12 protein-coding genes are annotated in these 12,188 nt (G+C 62.8%); 8 read left to right on the top strand and 4 right to left on the bottom strand.

Features of this window, described 5'->3' with window-relative positions:
* Positions 1–23: 23 nt before the first annotated feature.
* Together FQ705_RS03665 and FQ705_RS03660 are read right to left on the bottom strand one after the other, a co-directional pair.
* The gene (locus FQ705_RS03665) at positions 24–1,838 is read right to left on the bottom strand and encodes an aminopeptidase P family protein (RefSeq protein ID WP_144138062.1); all 1,815 of its coding nucleotides are present in this window, start codon (positions 1,836–1,838) and stop codon (positions 24–26) included.
* 19 nt (positions 1,839–1,857) lie between these two features.
* Positions 1,858–2,112 (bottom strand): hypothetical protein, encoded by a 255-nt coding sequence (locus FQ705_RS03660; protein WP_144138061.1) that lies wholly within the window; start codon positions 2,110–2,112, stop codon positions 1,858–1,860.
* A 204-nt stretch (positions 2,113–2,316) separates the two neighbouring features.
* Between FQ705_RS03660 and FQ705_RS03655 the strand changes: the two genes are divergently transcribed.
* The 7 genes from FQ705_RS03655 to FQ705_RS03625 all read left to right on the top strand — a co-directional run bounded on the left by FQ705_RS03655 (position 2,317) and on the right by FQ705_RS03625 (position 8,435).
* On the top strand, positions 2,317–3,027 hold the full coding sequence (locus tag FQ705_RS03655; protein ID WP_144138060.1) for a response regulator transcription factor: 711 nt from the start codon (positions 2,317–2,319) through the stop codon (positions 3,025–3,027).
* Positions 3,028–3,090: 63 nt separating this feature from the next.
* Complete coding sequence (gene hemA, locus FQ705_RS03650) at positions 3,091–4,377, top strand: glutamyl-tRNA reductase (protein ID WP_144138059.1); 1,287 nt, start codon at positions 3,091–3,093, stop codon at positions 4,375–4,377.
* 123 nt (positions 4,378–4,500) lie between these two features.
* Positions 4,501–5,583: a peptide chain release factor 1 gene (gene prfA / locus FQ705_RS03645; protein WP_144138058.1), complete on the top strand. Its 1,083-nt coding sequence runs from the start codon at positions 4,501–4,503 to the stop codon at positions 5,581–5,583.
* A gap of 16 nt (positions 5,584–5,599) precedes the next feature.
* The gene (gene prmC / locus FQ705_RS03640; protein WP_144138057.1) at positions 5,600–6,457 is read left to right on the top strand and encodes a peptide chain release factor N(5)-glutamine methyltransferase; all 858 of its coding nucleotides are present in this window, start codon (positions 5,600–5,602) and stop codon (positions 6,455–6,457) included.
* 117 nt (positions 6,458–6,574) lie between these two features.
* Positions 6,575–6,886 carry a Grx4 family monothiol glutaredoxin gene (gene grxD, locus FQ705_RS03635; RefSeq protein ID WP_144138056.1) on the top strand — a complete coding sequence of 104 codons (312 nt, stop codon included), beginning with the start codon at positions 6,575–6,577 and terminating at the stop codon, positions 6,884–6,886.
* Positions 6,887–6,937: 51 nt separating this feature from the next.
* A complete protein-coding gene (locus FQ705_RS03630) occupies positions 6,938–7,537 on the top strand; it encodes a UbiX family flavin prenyltransferase (protein ID WP_144138055.1) in 600 nt (199 codons plus the stop codon).
* A 112-nt stretch (positions 7,538–7,649) separates the two neighbouring features.
* The gene (locus FQ705_RS03625) at positions 7,650–8,435 is read left to right on the top strand and encodes a DODA-type extradiol aromatic ring-opening family dioxygenase (RefSeq protein WP_144138054.1); all 786 of its coding nucleotides are present in this window, start codon (positions 7,650–7,652) and stop codon (positions 8,433–8,435) included.
* A gap of 92 nt (positions 8,436–8,527) precedes the next feature.
* On the opposite strand, the gene FQ705_RS03620 is transcribed toward FQ705_RS03625, so the two are convergent.
* Positions 8,528–10,123: an APC family permease gene (locus FQ705_RS03620; protein ID WP_144138053.1), complete on the bottom strand. Its 1,596-nt coding sequence runs from the start codon at positions 10,121–10,123 to the stop codon at positions 8,528–8,530.
* Positions 10,124–10,606: 483 nt separating this feature from the next.
* On the opposite strand from FQ705_RS03620, the gene FQ705_RS03615 reads away from it, so the two are divergent.
* Complete coding sequence (locus FQ705_RS03615) at positions 10,607–10,810, top strand: cold-shock protein (protein ID WP_035554962.1); 204 nt, start codon at positions 10,607–10,609, stop codon at positions 10,808–10,810.
* Between the two features lie 112 nt (positions 10,811–10,922).
* Here FQ705_RS03615 and FQ705_RS03610 read toward each other — a convergent pair whose 3' ends face one another.
* On the bottom strand, positions 10,923–12,173 hold the full coding sequence (locus FQ705_RS03610; RefSeq protein ID WP_144138052.1) for an Hsp70 family protein: 1,251 nt from the start codon (positions 12,171–12,173) through the stop codon (positions 10,923–10,925).
* Positions 12,174–12,188 lie beyond the last annotated feature (15 nt).

Here is a 12,188-nt window from a genome sequence, read left to right as displayed (position 1 = left end):
GACAACGGGTTGGATTGCGACGCTCAGATCGGTTGCGTGCGCAGTTCCAGCCAGGCCTTGGCCTCGCCCGACACATGCGGCGACAGACGCGCACGCACTGTCTCGTGATACGCGTTCAGCCACGCGCGCTCGTCTTCGCGCAGCAGCGTGAGGTCGAGGCAACGCGTGTCGATCGGGCACAGCGTCAAGGTTTCGAACTTCAGGAAGTCGCCGAATTCGGTCTGCTCGGCGGCCACGTTCAGCACGAGATTCTCGATCCGCACGCCCCACTTGCCCGGCCGGTAGATGCCCGGTTCGACGGAAGTGATCATGCCCTCTTCCATCGCGGTCCACGGTTCGGCCGGCGCGTAGTGCGAAATCACTTGCGGACCTTCGTGCACATTCAGGAAGTAGCCGACACCGTGGCCGGTGCCGTGACCATAGTCGGCACCCGCTTCCCAGATCGGCGCACGGGCGATGGCGTCGAGCATCGGCGAGCGGATGCCGCGCGGGAATTGCGCGCGCGACAAAGCCATCGTGCCCTTGAGCACGATCGTGAAATCACGGCGCTGCGCTTCGCTGATGTTGCCCACCGGAACGACGCGCGTGATGTCGGTCGTGCCGCTCAGATACTGTGCGCCGGAGTCGATCAGCAACAAGCCGTCGCCTTCGATCACCGAATGCGATTCCTTCGTGGCGCGATAGTGCGGCATCGCGCCGTTCGGGTTGAAGCCAGCGATGGTCGCGAAGCTCAGCGACACGAAGCCCGGCCGACGCGCGCGCGCCGCCGTCAGGCGTTCGTCGATCGTCAGTTCGGTGATCGTTTCGCGGCCCAGCGCACCTTCGAACCACGCGAAGAATTCGGCCAGTGCTGCGCCGTCCTGCTCCATGGTTTCGCGCACGTGCCCGGCTTCCGCTTCGGTCTTGCGCGACTTGTAGAACGTGGACGGATTGACCGCCTCGACCACCTTCACCGTGGATGGCACCGACTGCAGCGAACCATACGTGATGCGACGCGGGTCGATCAGCAGCGTGCTGCCGGCGGGCAATGCGGCCAGCGCCTGCGCGGCCTTCGCATACGGCTCGACGCTGATGGCGTCGCGCGCAAGCGCATCGGCGAGTGCCTGAGGCACCTTGCCGTCGGCGACGAACAGCGACGCGTGATCTTCACCGATCAACGCGTGCGCCACGAACACCGGGTTGTAGCTGACGTCCGCGCCGCGCAGATTCAGCAGCCATGCGAGGTCGTCGAGCGTGGAAATGAAATGCCACTGCGCGCCTTTTTCCGCCATCGCGCGGCGAATCTGCGCCAGCTTCTCCGAACGGGCGACGCTCGCATGCGGCGCAGCGTGCTCGAACACGGCGGCAGCCGGCAGCGACGGCCGCTGCGGCCAGATCGCGTCGAACAGGTCGACGTCGGTGCGCAGGGCCACGCCGTGCGCGTCCAGCGCCCGGCTCAAGGCCCGCGCCGCCGACACGCCGAGCACCGCACCGTCGACTCCAACCGTACCGCCCGCCGGCACGTTCTGCGCCATCCATTCGAAATGCGGAACGGTCTGCTGGCCGCCCGTCATTTTCATCAACTGGACACCGGTGCCGGCCAACTGGGCGTTGGCCTGCTCCCAGTAGCGGCTGTCCGTCCAGACGCCGGCGAAATCCGCGGTGACGACCAGCGTGCCGGCCGAGCCGGTAAAGCCGGATAGCCATTGCCGGCCTTGCCAGCGCCCGGGCAGATACTCGGATAGGTGCGGGTCGGCCGACGGCACGAGATAAGCGGCCACGCCTTCGTTCGCCATGGCATTGCGCAAGGTCGCGAGACGTTCGGGAATGGAAGAAGTTTCGGGGAGTCGGGCATTCATCGGAGTCACCTGCAAATATTCAACGACGGGAAAGCAAGCCGACCGTCACGGCAACGGAGATCAACGCGAGCGCCGTGCATACCGGCCATTCGAGCGTATCACCGTCATGAAAAAGACCAATCACATTACCGGCCATTCGGGCGACACCCGCGCCCAGCAATCCGGCCAGCAATGCCCCCCACCAGCGGGCACGGCTCGAGCGGCGCAGCGGATGCAGCCACCAGCCCGCCAGGCCAATCGCCATACCCAGCACAAGCACACCGGTCCAGCCCATTAGCGGTCAGCCTCGCGCAGTTTCGGATTCGTCTCATAGGCGCCAAGGGCAGGGACAGCTAGCATTTTTGTCTCATTAACTATAGAAGTTCAGCACGGCGCTTTCCGCATAGCGGTTGAGTTTAGGGGTCGGGGTGATGTTAGGCAAGTTGTAAGCCTTACGGAAAAGCCTGGTCTTCGGTCGTTGCCACGCTGAAAGCGCCCCATGCGAATCGCCCTTATCGAGCCGGACCTGCGGCACGCCGAACTGATCGGCCGGCTGATCTTTGCTGGCGGCCACGCCTGCCAGCATTTCACGGTGAGCCGAGCATTCCTGGATCGCGCCGCGGAGGAGTTTTTCGATCTCCTCATCACCGAAAACTGGGCCGGCGATCATTGCGCCGAAGACGTCATTCCACATGCCCGCGCCATCCTGCCAAACCTGCCGGTGATCGTGCTCATGACGCAGCCGCGCGAAAGCCAGGTCGTGGCCGCCCTGCACGCCGGCGCCGACGACTGCCTGAGCAAACCGGTGCGCGGCCCGGAAATGCTGGCCAGGGTCAACGCGCTCCTGCGCCGCGCCGGGCTACGACGACCGCCCAACCGCCGGCGCGACGTAATCGGCGGCTACGCGTTCGACGCCGCGCACTGCGCTGTCACCTTCCGCGGCCAGACGGCCGAGCTAACACCGAAGGAATTCCGTCTGGCGCTGCTGTTGTTCAGCAATCTGTCGCGGCCCGTATCGCGTGCGCAGATCCTCGAAACGGTCTGGTCGCGCCGACGTGACGTAAAGTCGCGCACCGTCGACACGCACGCTTCGCGCGTCCGGAGCAAATTGCAGTTGCGCCCCGAACTCGGCTACAGCCTGACGCCGCTCTACGGCTACGGCTACCAACTGGACGCGATTCCGCTGGAAGCCGTGGTGGAGGCGGGCTGAGCCGGCCACAGTGCCAGAAACGTGGAAACGCTATAATATTGGGCTAAACCATAGTGCCCCCAAATGCAGCTTCTAACGATCGGAATCAATCACCACACTGCGCCTGTCGCCTTGCGCGAACGCGTGGCGTTTCCGCTCGAACAGATCAAGCCTGCTCTGGACACCTTCAAAAGCATCTGGCTCGGGCCGTCGGCCCGTACCGCGCCGGAAGCCGCGATTCTGTCTACCTGCAATCGCACCGAACTCTATTGCGCGACCGACGACCAGGCCGCGCGTGAAGCCGCGATCCAGTGGTTTTCCCAGTATCACAATCTGCCGATCGGCGAACTCGCGCCGCATGTCTATGCGCTGCCGCAGTCGGAAGCCGTGCGCCACGCATTCCGCGTCGCCTCGGGTCTCGATTCGATGGTGCTCGGCGAAACCCAGATCGTCGGACAAATGAAGGATGCGGTGCGTACCGCTTCCGAAGCCGGCGCGCTCGGCACCTATCTGAACCAGCTGTTCCAGCGCACCTTCGCTGTGGCGAAGGAAGTGCGCAGCACCACCGAAATCGGCGCGCAGTCAGTCTCCATGGCCGCGGCCGCCGTGCGTCTCGCGCAGCGTATTTTCGACAAAGTGTCGAACCAGCGCGTGCTGTTCATCGGCGCGGGCGAAATGATCGAGTTGTGCGCCACTCACTTCGCCGCGCAGCAGCCACGCGAACTGGTGGTCGCGAACCGCACGGCCGAGCGCGGTTCACGGCTCGCCGAGCGTTTCAACGGCCGGGCCATTCCGCTGTCGGAACTGCCCTCGCGCATGCACGAATTCGACATCATCGTGTCGTGCACCGCGTCCACTTTGCCGATCATCGGTTTGGGCGCGGTCGAGCGGGCCGTGAAAGCGCGTCGCCACCGGCCGATTTTCATGGTCGATCTGGCCGTGCCGCGCGACATCGAACCGGAAGTGGGTCAGCTCGAAGACGTGTTCCTTTACACCGTCGACGACCTCGGTGCGATTGTCCGCGAAGGCAATGCGTCAAGGCAGGCCGCGGTGGCGCAGGCCGAAGCGATCATCGAAACGCGCGTGCAGAATTTCATGCAATGGGTCGACGCGCGCAGCATCGTGCCGGTGATCCGCCATATGCATACGCAGGCCGATGTGCTGCGCCGCGCCGAGGTCGAACGCGCGCAGAAAATGCTGGCGCGCGGCGACGATCCGGCCGCCGTGCTCGAAGCACTGTCGCAGTCGCTCACCAACAAGCTGATCCACGGGCCCACGCACGCGCTCAATCGTGCGAGCAGCGAGAACCGTGACAAGCTCATCGAGTTGATGGGCGGTTTCTACAAACACTCCGGCTCCACGGAGCGTTAGCGGCGCAATTACCGCCGCGCTGTCCGCGCCACCCGTCAGTGGCCCGCGACGTGCTTCTGACCAGGGCATCCGCCCACTCCCCTAGTCGTCGTCTTTTCCGGAGTCCGCTCCGAATCCCGTCCGATGAAAACGAGCATGCAACGCAAGCTCGACCAGCTCACTACCCGGCTGGCCGAACTGAACGACCTGTTGAGCCGCGAGGACATCACCTCGAATCTCGATCAATACCGCAAGCTCACGCGCGAACACGCGGAGCTCGGGCCGGTGGTCGAGCATTACGCGCTGTGGCGTCAGGCGATGAACGACGCCACCACCGCTCAAGAACTGCTGGCGGACGCGTCGATGCGCGATTTCGCGGAAGAGGAAATTCGCGCCGGCCGCGAGCGGATGGAAAAGCTCGGCGCCGAATTGCAGAAAATGCTGCTGCCGAAGGACCCTAACGACGACCGCAACATCTTTGTCGAAATCCGCGCGGGCACGGGCGGCGACGAATCGGCGCTGTTCGCGGGCGACTTGCTGCGTATGTATCTGCGCTATGCCGAACGCAATCGCTGGCAGGTCGAGATGATGTCGGCAAGCGAGTCGGATCTGGGCGGCTACAAGGAAGTGATCGTGCGGATCGCCGGCGAGGCTGCGTATTCGAAGCTCAAGTTCGAGTCGGGTGGTCATCGCGTGCAGCGTGTGCCGGCCACGGAAACGCAGGGGCGCATCCATACGTCGGCGTGTACGGTGGCCGTCATGCCGGAAGCGGACGAAATCGGCGAAGTCGAAATCAATCCGGCCGATCTGCGTATCGACACGTTCCGCGCGTCGGGCGCGGGCGGCCAGCACATTAACAAAACGGATTCGGCGGTGCGCGTTACCCACTTGCCGACGGGCATCGTCGTCGAATGTCAGGACGACCGGTCGCAGCACAAGAACAAGGATCGCGCGCTGAAGGTGCTGGCTGCGCGCATCAAAGACAAGCAGTCGCACGAACAGCATGCGAAAGAAGCCGCCACGCGCAAGAGCCTGATTGGTTCCGGCGACCGTTCGGAGCGGATTCGCACCTACAACTTCCCGCAGGGCCGCCTGACGGATCACCGGATCAACCTCACCTTGTATCGCCTCGACGCGCTCATGGACGGCGATCTCGACGAATTGATCGCGGCGCTTGTCAGCGAGCATCAGGCCGAGTTGCTGGCCTCGCTCGGCGACGCGGACTGAGGCGCAATCGCCTGGCATGCTGGCCACTCCCTCTACGCCCGTCGCGCTGTTGCGCGCCTCGCCCCTTCCGTCGCTCGAAGCGCGGATTCTGCTCACGCACGTGCTCGGCTGGCGGCCCACGCAGTTGATCACGCGCGGCGACGAGCCAATGGACGAGGCCGACGTCGAGCGTTTCCGGACGCTCGAAGCCCGGCGCGTTGCCGGTGAGCCGGTCGCGCAACTGGTGGGCGCACGTGAGTTCTTCGGCCTGGATTTCGACGTCACACCCGACGTGTTGATCCCGCGCCCCGAAACCGAATTGCTGGTGGAGACCGCGCTAAGCGCGATGGACGGCCTCTCGCGCCCACGCCTGCTCGACCTCGGCACCGGCACCGGCGCGATCGCCGTCGCGATTGCCTCGATGCGACCTGACGCGCGAGTCTGGGCGCTGGATCGTTCGACACAAGCGTTGGCGGTGGCCACGCGCAATGCCGCCCGCCTGCTCGACGCAAAACGCCCTGGCGGCGCCGTTACATTGATGCAAAGCGACTGGTACGCGTCACTCGACGCCACGCTGCGCTTCGAAGTGATCGTCAGCAATCCACCGTATATCGCGAGCGGCGATCCGCATCTGGCAGAAGGCGATTTGCGCTTCGAGCCGCGCGGCGCACTCACCGACGAAGCCGACGGCCTCAGCGCGATCCGCGAGATCGTCGCCGGCGCGCCCACGCGTCTCGTTCCAAAAGGCGTGTTGTGGATCGAGCACGGCTACGATCAGTCCGCCGCCGTTCGCGAACTGCTGGTGGCGCAAGGTTTCACGCAGGTCCGCTCCGAGCGGGATCTCGCCGGCATCGAGCGTATTAGCGGCGGCGTTTGGGCCGCCGGGAACAGTTGAACAAACAGGCAAATACCCCTATCTGCTGAACGGACAAAGCGGGCCTCGGTCGGTCGTATCGAAATCCGCTATCATTTCAGCCTATTCCCTACACATCACGGAACCGCAAGGTCAGTCATGGATACGCAACAACGCATCAAGCAAATCGTCGACGACAACAACGTCGTCCTCTTCATGAAGGGCACCGCCCAGTTCCCGATGTGCGGCTTTTCCGGCCGTGCCATCCAGATCCTGAAAGCGTGCGGCGTCGGTGAAATGAAGACCGTCAACGTGCTCGAAGACGACGAAGTCCGCCAGGGCATCAAACAGTTTTCGAACTGGCCGACCATTCCGCAGCTGTATGTGGGCGGTGAATTCATCGGCGGCTCGGACATCATGATGGAAATGTACGAATCGGGCGAACTGCAGCAACTGTTTGCCGCGGCCTGAGCAGCCACGGTCGACCGTTCGCTTCCCGGTTCATATAAGGCGCCGCGAGCCATGGAAACACGCGCTGCGGCGCCACGCCGGCTGATCGTCGCGATCACCGGCGCCACCGGTGCCATCTACGGCATCCGGATGCTGGAGACGCTGCGCAAGCTGGGCGGCGTCGAAAGCCATCTGCTGATTTCGAGCGCGGGCTGGCTCAATATCCAGCACGAACTCCAGTTGAGCAAAGAAGACGTGCATCCCCTCGCGGATGTCGTCCATTCGGTGCGCGACGTCGGCGCGAGCATCGCGTCCGGCTCGTTCGCCACCGACGGCATGGTGGTCGCGCCCTGCTCCATGAAGACGCTCGCGAGCGTCGCGCACGCTTTCTCCGACAACCTGATTACCCGCGCCGCCGACGTCACGCTCAAGGAGCGCCGCCGGCTCGTGCTGCTGGTGCGCGAAACGCCATTCAACCTCGCGCATCTGCGCAATATGACCGCCGTGACCGAAATGGGCGGCGTCATCTTTCCGCCGCTGCCGGCGTTCTACAACCAACCCGCTTCCATCGACGAAATGGTCGATCACACCGTGGCGCGCGTGCTGGATCTGTTCGCACTCGGGCCGGCGTTGTCGCCCGCGTGGCAAGGCTTGCGCGACGCGCAGGATTAACAACACCAGCGACACAATCAATTCCGATTTCACCCGTTTATCAAACGCGGGTGCAGCCCTATATTGGTAGCAACCCAATTTTCATGCCGCGCCCTCGCGGCCATGTGCTGCCATGAACCGCTTACCTTCGCTTTTCCTCTCCCACGGCGCGCCCACCCTGCCGATCGATCCGTCGCTGCCATCCGCTGAATTCGGCACGTTGAGCGCCCAGTTGCCGCGCCCCGAAGCCGTCCTGATGCTGTCGGCTCATTGGGGCACGGCGCACCCGATCGCCAGCACGTCGACGGCGCCGGAAACCATTCACGATTTCTACGGTTTTCCGCGTCAGCTCTACGAGATTCAGTACCCCGCACCGGGCGCGCCCGATGTAGCGCGTCGCGCCGCCGTGCTGCTCAGCGACCACGGCGTTCTGGCCGACGTCCAGCCGCACGGACTGGATCACGGCGCATGGGTGCCGATGCTGCTGATGTTCCCCGAGGCCAACCTGCCCGTCGCCCAGCTGTCGATCCAGCCGCATCTGGACGCGGCGCACCACTTCCGCGTCGGCCGCGCGCTGCGCTCGCTGAAGAACGACGGCGTGATGGTGATCGGCTCCGGCCAGATCACCCACAACCTGCGCGCCGCCGACTTCTCCGCGCGTCCCGAAGACGCCGATCCGCGCGTGACCGAATTCACCGACTGGTTCGAATCGAAGCTCGCCGCGCGCGATATCGATGCCTTGCTCGACTACCGCCGCCAGGCGCCGCACGCGGTGTTGATGCATCCGACCGACGAGCATCTGCTGCCGGTCTTCGCCGCCCTCGGCGCCGCCGACGACGATTATTCGCTGGCGATCCAGTCGCTCGGAACTTACCAGCGCTCGCTCGCCATGACGAACTACGTGTTCGGCACCGCCTGATTCGCTGACGAACACTGCTTTAGTCGCGACAAACAAAAAGCCCGCCTGAGTGACCTCAGGCGGGCTTTTTCCGTCTCAGTCAGCGTGGCCGCTTAATGCGCGCCCATGCCTTCGAGCACTTCGTCATGCTCGTCGCGCTCGTCCAGATACTCCGAGCGGTAGCCACTGCTCACGCCCCAGTAATAGAACACCAGCGCAAACGCGATGACCACCAGCATGTCCCAGCCGTAGGGAATCACGTCGTGACCGCCGAACTGCTTGCTGCCGATCAGCGACAGAACCGCCATCACCGGCAGGTAAGCCACCAGCCACCACGCGGCCTTCAGATCGCGGCCCCAGCCGCTGAAGCCCGACTTCGCCTGGAAGTAGAAGTACACCGGCAGCGCGACGACCATCAGCAGAATGATTTCGCCGGTCAGCGGCCACTTCGCCCAGTACAGGATCAGCGACGCGCAAACGAACGCGAACGGCGCAATGATCTTCATGCCCGGAATGTGCAGCGGACGCTCGAGATCCGTCGCAGCACGGCGCAATGCCATCAGGCTGATCGGACCTGTCAGGTACGAGATCACGGTCGCGACCGAGATTACGGCGGCCAGCGAACTCCAGCCGCGGAAGAAGAACATGAAGATGAACGACACCAGCAGGTTGAACCACATCGCCTGACGCGGCACGCCGTAGAACGGATGCACGTTGCCGAACATCTTCGGCATGGTGTTATTGCGCTCCATCGCGTAGATCATGCGGCTGGTCGTCGCCATATAGGTCGTGCCGGTGCCGCTCGGGCTGACGAATGCGTCGACGTACAGCAGGATCGCGAGCCAGTTCAGGTTCAGTGCGATGGCCAGTTCCGCGAACGGCGAAGCGAAGTTGAAGTGGCTCCAGCCCTTCATCACGTCGTTCGGGTTCACCGCGCCGATATACGCGATCTGCAGCAGCACGTAGATCACCAACGCCAGCAGGATCGAGCCGATTACCGCGAACGGCACGCTCTTGGCCGGATTGCGCGCTTCACCGGCAAGGTTGATCGGACTCTGGAAACCGTTGAACGCGAACACGATGCCGCTCGTCGCCACCGCCGTGAATACCGACGACCAGCCGTAGGGTGCAAAGCTAGCCGCGTCGCCGAAGTTTTCCTTATGGAAACCCGTCAGCATCAAACCGAGGATGGTCGCGCCGGGAATCAGGAACTTGAAGATCGTGATTGCCGAATTGGCGCGCGCAAACAGCTTCACGCCCCAGTAGTTCAGCAGGAAGTAAATGATCACGAGCGCCGCGGACAAAAATAGCCCGTGTGGCGTTAATGAGCCATCCACGAAAAGCGCATGCGCCCAGGGATACGGCCAGGTACTCATATATTGAATGGAAGCTTCAGCCTCGATGGGAATCACCGAGACAATTGCGATCCAGTTTGCCCATGCGCTAATGAAGCCAACCAGCGCGCCATGCGAGTAGCGCGCATAACGCACCATCCCGCCGGACTCCGGGAACATCGCGCCGAGTTCGGCGTAAGTCAAGGCAATCGCGAGAATCACGACTGCGCCGATCACCCAGGCACAAACGGCGGCCGGGCCGGCAATTTTGGCGGCTTTCCACGCGCCGAACAGCCAGCCCGATCCAATGATCGAACCCAAGCCGGTCAGCATCAGCGCGAATGGCCCGATGTTCCGTTGTATAGAACTTTTCACGTCTTCTCCTGTGTCGGGCCGAAGTTAATGCTTTAGCACCTACTCCGACCCCATGCAAGTTTGCAGCAAACCATGCCGGCACCGCGTGACACCGCCTGAGAGCGTTAGAGACGAGGTGACACGCACGCGCACGCGCCGATTTTTTCCAGACAGGTGCAACCGGTGCGAGGCGCGTAGTTTAACGGTTGCACCCCGTTGCTGCAGCGAAACCAGGGGTTCTCCCTGACAAAAAATTCGGACGAATAGCAAGCTTTGTAAGCAATTTTTGCACCACGCAGCAAAATTTCGTCAAGAAGTAGCTTGACTGTTGACCTTCTCTCGAAATGGCCGTATAATGTTCGGGCAGGATTTCAAGCGGCGAGTGAATTGGTCTTTCGTAGTTCGCCCATCAACGGTACTCCGGTTGGTCCCATTACCCCCTTCCTTGATTTTCATGCACTTTCTGGGCTTCGGCCTTATTCACCATCTTTAGGAACAAGTAATATGGAAACCGGTACCGTCAAGTGGTTCAACGACGCAAAGGGCTTTGGCTTCATCACGCCGGACGGCGGTGGCGAAGATCTGTTCGCGCATTTCTCGGAAATCCGCACGGAAGGCTTCAAGACGCTGCAAGAAAACCAAAAGGTTACGTTTGAAGTGAAGACGGGCCCGAAGGGTAAGCAAGCCGCTGACATCAAGCCGGCGTAAGCGACTCGCTTCCTTCTGGACGCAAAAAAACCCCGCCTTGGCGGGGTTTTTTTATATGCATTGCAATTGCATCGGCTGATTATCTTCGCAGTATGCGACTGCTCAATCCGGGTTATCCAAACAAACGTCGCGCGTGAATGCCGAGACCGGTCGCGACACTGGCGAGTCGGTCGCCAAATACCGCTTTAGCATCCGGAAATGCGGCGGCCAATGAACCGGATAGAAACGCCAAACCGGTCGAGCCGCCCGTGAAGTAAATCGCATCGACATCGCGTGGCGCGACGCCGGCCGCCTGGACCGTGTCACGCGCCGCCTGCACGATGCGCAGCGTTTCGTCCTGACCGGCTTTGATCAGTTGGGCTTCGTCGAAGGCGAGTCGCAGATCGTCTTCCACCTCGTCCAGATCGATGACGGTTTCGCCGCCCGCCGCAACGCCGATCTTCGCTTCTTCAGCATGCGCCGCCAGCGCGTGGCCCAAACGGCGCTCCACCACGCGCATGAGCCGATCGTGATGCCTGGCCTCGATAAACAGGTGTCGCATCAGAGCCAGTTCGCTGACGCGCTTCGGCGCATAAACGGTGTTGATCAGGTGCCAGGTGGCCAGATCGAAATAAATCCGGTTCGGGATTTCGCGGCCTTCAGGATCGAGCGTCTGATAGCCGAGTTCGCGCAGGATCGTCGAAAGTTCGACGCGCCGGTCGAAATCCGTCCCGGCGACGTGCACGCCATGGTGCGCCAGCACGTCCTCCTTGCGCTCGACGCGCGTCATGCGCTGCGGACCGACCCGCACCAGCGAAAAGTCCGAAGTACCGCCGCCGATGTCGGCCACCAGAACCAATCCCTCTTGCGTCAGATGCGATTCGTAGTCGAATGCAGCTGCGATCGGCTCATACTGAAAGTGGATTTCCTGCAGACCGACCGAGCGCGCCGCGGCTTCGAGTTGCTGCTGCGCCATCTGGTCGGCGCGCGGATCGTCGTCGACGAAGAATACGGGGCGGCCCAGCACCGCGCGGTTGATCGACCCGCCGGAGGCCTTTTCCGCCGAACGCTTCAGGTGATCGACAAAAATCGCGATCACGTCCGTGTATTTGATCGCTGAGCCGTCGCCGAGATCGGTCGAATTCTCGGCGAGCGGCGAGCCGAGAATACTTTTCATGGACCGCATCAGGCGGCCATCGAAACCGTCGATATACGCCGCCAGCGCCGCCCGCCCGTACTCGCGGGTGTTCTCGTCCGTGTTGAAAAAGACGGACGTGGGCAGCGTCGTATAGGCGCCCTCGACCGGCGCGAGCTTGAGCTGCGTGCCGTCAGGAACGGCCACGGCCGAGTTGGAAGTACCGAAGTCAATCGCGCAATAGTTCATGGCAGGAATCGCCGC

It is taken from the genome of Paraburkholderia sp. BCC1884 (assembly GCF_900996225.1).
GTDB lineage: Bacteria > Pseudomonadota > Gammaproteobacteria > Burkholderiales > Burkholderiaceae > Paraburkholderia.
The sequence above is the reverse complement of the archived record's forward strand: the minus strand, read 5'-3'. Positions and strand labels throughout refer to the sequence as shown.

Excerpts from the sequence above, each read along its gene's own strand:
- FQ705_RS03665 (WP_144138062.1), bottom strand. The coding sequence starts at position 1,838 with ATGAATGCCCGACTCCCCGAAACTTCTTCCATTCCCGAACGTCTCGCG.
- FQ705_RS03660 (WP_144138061.1), bottom strand. The coding sequence starts at position 2,112 with ATGGGCTGGACCGGTGTGCTTGTGCTGGGTATGGCGATTGGCCTGGCG.
- FQ705_RS03655 (WP_144138060.1), top strand. The coding sequence starts at position 2,317 with ATGCGAATCGCCCTTATCGAGCCGGACCTGCGGCACGCCGAACTGATC.
- hemA (WP_144138059.1), top strand. The coding sequence starts at position 3,091 with ATGCAGCTTCTAACGATCGGAATCAATCACCACACTGCGCCTGTCGCC.
- prfA (WP_144138058.1), top strand. The coding sequence starts at position 4,501 with ATGAAAACGAGCATGCAACGCAAGCTCGACCAGCTCACTACCCGGCTG.
- prmC (WP_144138057.1), top strand. The coding sequence starts at position 5,600 with ATGCTGGCCACTCCCTCTACGCCCGTCGCGCTGTTGCGCGCCTCGCCC.
- grxD (WP_144138056.1), top strand. The coding sequence starts at position 6,575 with ATGGATACGCAACAACGCATCAAGCAAATCGTCGACGACAACAACGTC.
- FQ705_RS03630 (WP_144138055.1), top strand. The coding sequence starts at position 6,938 with ATGGAAACACGCGCTGCGGCGCCACGCCGGCTGATCGTCGCGATCACC.
- FQ705_RS03625 (WP_144138054.1), top strand. The coding sequence starts at position 7,650 with ATGAACCGCTTACCTTCGCTTTTCCTCTCCCACGGCGCGCCCACCCTG.
- FQ705_RS03615 (WP_035554962.1), top strand. The coding sequence starts at position 10,607 with ATGGAAACCGGTACCGTCAAGTGGTTCAACGACGCAAAGGGCTTTGGC.
- FQ705_RS03610 (WP_144138052.1), bottom strand. The coding sequence starts at position 12,173 with ATGAACTATTGCGCGATTGACTTCGGTACTTCCAACTCGGCCGTGGCC.